Here is a 3,976-nt window from a genome sequence, read left to right on the forward strand (position 1 = left end):
CACGTCACCACCGGCACACACGAAAAGGACGGGCTGCCGCTGGACTCGTGGGGACGCGCCGCGGCATAAGAATCCGTTAAGTATAGCTCCGTGCTGTTGCGACGCGCCAACCCGGATTCACGTTTCGTATGCCTTTCAGATCCCGAGTGGTCTTATCTGCCATGCCGGCTCGGCCCGCTCCCAGACTTCGTCGAAATACGCCATCAGGCGAGAGGTCTCTCCTGGCGCGTCGAGGTCGCCGCGTGCTTCGTACCTGCTGGCCACGGGTCTGAACAGGAAGCCACTGGTGGTATCGCAGATGAACGCCGACGCGTAACCGAGGTGCGTTTCGTCCACCGGCGTACGGATCGAGACGGCGGTCGGCAGGCGCTGGGCAAGGGCGATCACCCGATGCCCCTCGCGGTGGGCCTGTTCGGCATCGTGGGTCAGGATGCGGATCTGGGCCGGTCGACCGCTCGTCGCGATCCGGCGCAGTTCGGCGAGGATCGCGTCGCTGTCCAGGACCCCCGGCTCCATGCGCGGCAGATACATCGCGACGCGGTACCTGGCCTGGGCCAGCAGGCGGACATGGGCAACCTCGAGGCCGGCACGGTCCTCGACAGTCAGCGCCGTGTCCGCCTTGTCGGTCACCGGCGGCGACCCTTGCGGACGATCAGCTGGCCCTCGTTGACCAAGGCCAGCAGGACCTCGCGCCCGGCGGGGGAGGTCGCCCCTTCGAGGCGAAACTCGCGTTCGGCCGAAAGCCGCTCGGCCAGATCGACCGGGCAGGGGTAGGCGTGCCCACTCACGTATAGCGTGGCGTCCTTCTTGCCGCGCACCCAGGCGAGGCGGGCGAAGGGATGGCGGACCAGGGCGGCTCCCCCGTCGAGAGCCTTGTCGAGCGCGGCGGCGGTGCTGGCCTTCGGCGGTGCGGCGGGCACCTGGGCGTTGCGATAGCGGGTGATGAAGCGACCGAACCAATCGGCCAGCAGGTCGCGGTCCAGCGCCGCCGCGAAGGGAAGGGCCTGGCGTAGACGGTTCAGGGCTGCCGTATCGATTTCGCCCACGCGCTTAGCAGGAACGAGGTCGGCATCGGTGTAGCGGAGCTCGTCGGGCATTCGCTCGGCGAGGAAATCGGCGAGATCGCCCGTGAGTTCCGCCTGCGAGGGCGCGCGCATGCCGACGGACAGGGTCATGCAGTCGCCGAGGGCGATGCCGTCGTGGGGCACGCCCGGGGGGAGATAAAGCATGTCACCGGGTTCGAGCAGCCACTCGTGGGTGGGCAGGAACTCCTTGAGCTGCTTGAGTTCGACATCGGTGCGGAAGTCGAGCGGGGCATCCGGGTCATCACTGATCGCCCAATGGCGCTGGCCGATGCCCTGGAGCAGGAAGACGTCGTACTGGTCGACATGGGCGCCGACGCCACCGCCGTCCTCGGCGTACGAGATCATCACGTCGTCCACGCGCCAGCTGGGCAGGAACGAGAAGGACTCCAGCAGGCCGGCTACGTCGTTGTCCCACTTGTCGACGTCCTGGACCAGGAGGGTCCAGTCGCGCTTAGGCGTGTTGCCGAATTCGGCTTCCTCGAAGGGGCCGCTCTTGACGGTCCAGCGGTCGCGTTTCTCGTCATGAATGATGAGACGGGCGAGCACGCCCTCTTCGCAGGCGAGGCCGGCGAGGTCATTGGGCTGGATCGGCGGCTGGAAGTCCGGGAAGGCGTTGCGGATAAGCAACGGTCGCTTCTGCCAGTAGTCGCGCAGAAACTGCGCGGCGCTCATGCCGAGCGGCTGGCTGGCGCTGCCGCGCACTTCGATCGGGAGGGTCTTGCGGGTGGGGGTCTGGATGGCCATGGGCGGCATTGTAGCTAAGGTGAGCTGCAGCGCGTCTCGTGTGGGAGGTCGCGTGCACCGCCTCGGGCGTGTGGGGCGCGAGACGCCGCGGCCGGGTTGCCCCTTGGGACCGCAGGCGCTGCTCTTCGAGGCGGGCCGTAGCCACGCCTTCGCTCGCACGAAAACTGAGCGGCCCAGCTCAGGCGGCCCCAAGCGGCAACCCGACCGCGGCACCGGGCGTTGCGGCGTCTGGCGGCAAAAGCGAGGACCGCAAAGCGAGGGCTGTGTGATTGCGGCCCTGCGCGTTAGCGGTGCATCGAGTGCGGTTGCGCAGGCGCTTCCTGCTGCTGCACCTCCTGTTGGGCTTGCGCGACCGGCGGTTGTTGAGCCTGTTCCGCCACTGCCCTGACGAAGTCAGCTCCGCTTTGCTCCAACGGAATGGTTACCGAGTGAGCAACGTTCACCTCGGTGTACCGCTTGAACGGTGAATTGAGATCTCCTTGGATGGCATATGCGCGCGCGCCGTCGTCGCTCATCGCGACATGATCGATACGGTTCAACCCAGCGACGCACGCCGCCACCGTTAGTGATCCGGCCAAATGGCAGCTTGCCTGATCGCTGGTGCGCCCGCGTTCCCGATCCACCGAGCTCACGCCGCCCAACGCCTGCTGGTACATCGAGACCCCAGGATGGTGTTCATCGGCAAGACTCAAGCGAATAGCCTGCTGCGATTTCTCCACTTCCTGTTGAAGCGCCGCCTCGGTTCGATGGCCTACGATACCGTCAGCCGTCATTCCATGTGCAGCCTGAAATTTTTCTACCGCAGCCTGCGTCGAAGGTCCGAAGTTGCCATCGGGCGACAGGGGGCGTCCGTGGGTATCCGTAATGTTGAGTGCGACCAATTGCGCTTGAAGTTCAGTGACGCGATGCCCATGCGAACCGGTACGCAATGACTCCGAGGCGTTCGTCGCTGGCGCTCGACCTCCTTGCCCGATGGCATGTAGCGCCTCCTTGATGTCGCTGTCTGACGTCTGTGTGGACGGATCGAAGCCCTCGCGAACGACCTTTGCCTGTGCTCGCTCCAATGCTGGCCCTTTGGCGGGATCGTCGAAGGCGGCCTTGTATCGCTCGGCGACAGCGACAGCGTCAAGGCCGTCGTAAACCCGATTGTGGGCTTTGATTTGGTTCGCGGTCGCCAAAACGTCCTCATAAGTACCGCCGTGCTCTAGAACTTCCTTGAACTTGGGAAGCTGAGACGGCCACTGGTTGGCAGTCTTTGCCAGCAGCGCTACGGTCTCGAGGCGTCGATCGTCCACGACATGGGTTCCGTAGCGATCGAGCAAATTCGTGGCCGTTTCTGTTGCGCTTTTTACTTGTGGATAGTCGACATTTGCATGGATCCACTTTTTGCCATCATTCGACGACGCCCAGCGATTTATGCTGTCGCGAGTATCCGCATCGATGAACGTGATAGACGTTCGCCCGTGTTCCCCGTTTCCGTGGCTAAGCAAGTCCGAACGAAGTTGCGTCAGATCAGTTGTGAATGGCAGGGCGTTGGCGCGCGCATATCTCTCCGACTGATCAATCAGTCCATCGACGTACGTTGTTTGTCCGGGAGCCGCCGGTCCCTCGGTATCACCCAGGCCCCAGGTTCCTCTTTGGCCGAGATCCACCTGAATAGTGCCTATCGAGTAGCCACTATTTGCAGCGACGCTTCCTACCTCTCCCCAGTTGCGGTCATTGAGGCCTGCAACGCTCAACCGGTAGGATGCCGGACCACCTTCCGTGCCGCGTCCAACAATGAAGTAAACCGCACCGGCTAGCGATTCCGCGTCTCGCGTATCTGGTCCTGTCATAGAAAATCCTCCTTGAGAGCTCGTCGGATACTAGTCATTTACGAAATAGACAAAATTCTCCAGGACGTTAGCCTGGTCGCAATACCTGAATACTTCGCTGAGGCTGGCTTCGATACTTGCCGTCTTGTCAGTCGCACGAAGATCGAGCTCCGCATTGACAGCCTTTCCGTTGAAGTCCAGCCACGAGCGCTCGGCGGCTTTCATGCTCTCTTTGGCTCTTGGTTCGAGCTTGGTCATCAGGATGGCGTACGCTTTATTCAGACGAGCGTCCTGAACCTTTTTTTCCGAAGAAGTGCATGAGCCGAGCGCGAC

Annotated in this window: 4 protein-coding genes; all 4 read right to left on the reverse strand. The window is 63.1% G+C overall.

Features of this window, described 5'->3' with window-relative positions; genetic code table 11:
• Window positions 1–135: 135 nt before the first annotated feature.
• Window positions 136–630 (reverse strand): DUF7931 domain-containing protein, encoded by a 495-nt coding sequence (locus AC1DT2_RS17130; RefSeq protein WP_063574091.1) that lies wholly within the window; start codon window positions 628–630, stop codon window positions 136–138.
• A complete protein-coding gene (locus AC1DT2_RS17135) occupies window positions 627–1,829 on the reverse strand; it encodes a JmjC domain-containing protein (protein WP_477297664.1) in 1,203 nt (400 codons plus the stop codon). Before AC1DT2_RS17135 ends, AC1DT2_RS17130 begins: the two co-directional genes overlap by 4 nt.
• Before the next feature lie 284 nt (window positions 1,830–2,113).
• On the reverse strand, window positions 2,114–3,664 hold the full coding sequence (locus tag AC1DT2_RS17140; protein WP_477297666.1) for an XVIPCD domain-containing protein: 1,551 nt from the start codon (window positions 3,662–3,664) through the stop codon (window positions 2,114–2,116).
• A gap of 30 nt (window positions 3,665–3,694) precedes the next feature.
• Window positions 3,695–3,976, reverse strand: a 282-nt coding sequence (locus AC1DT2_RS17145) for a lysozyme inhibitor LprI family protein (protein WP_477297667.1), incomplete at its 5' end; no start/stop codon positions are given.

The sequence above is a fragment of the Luteibacter sp. P4_E6 genome (genome assembly GCF_056401535.1).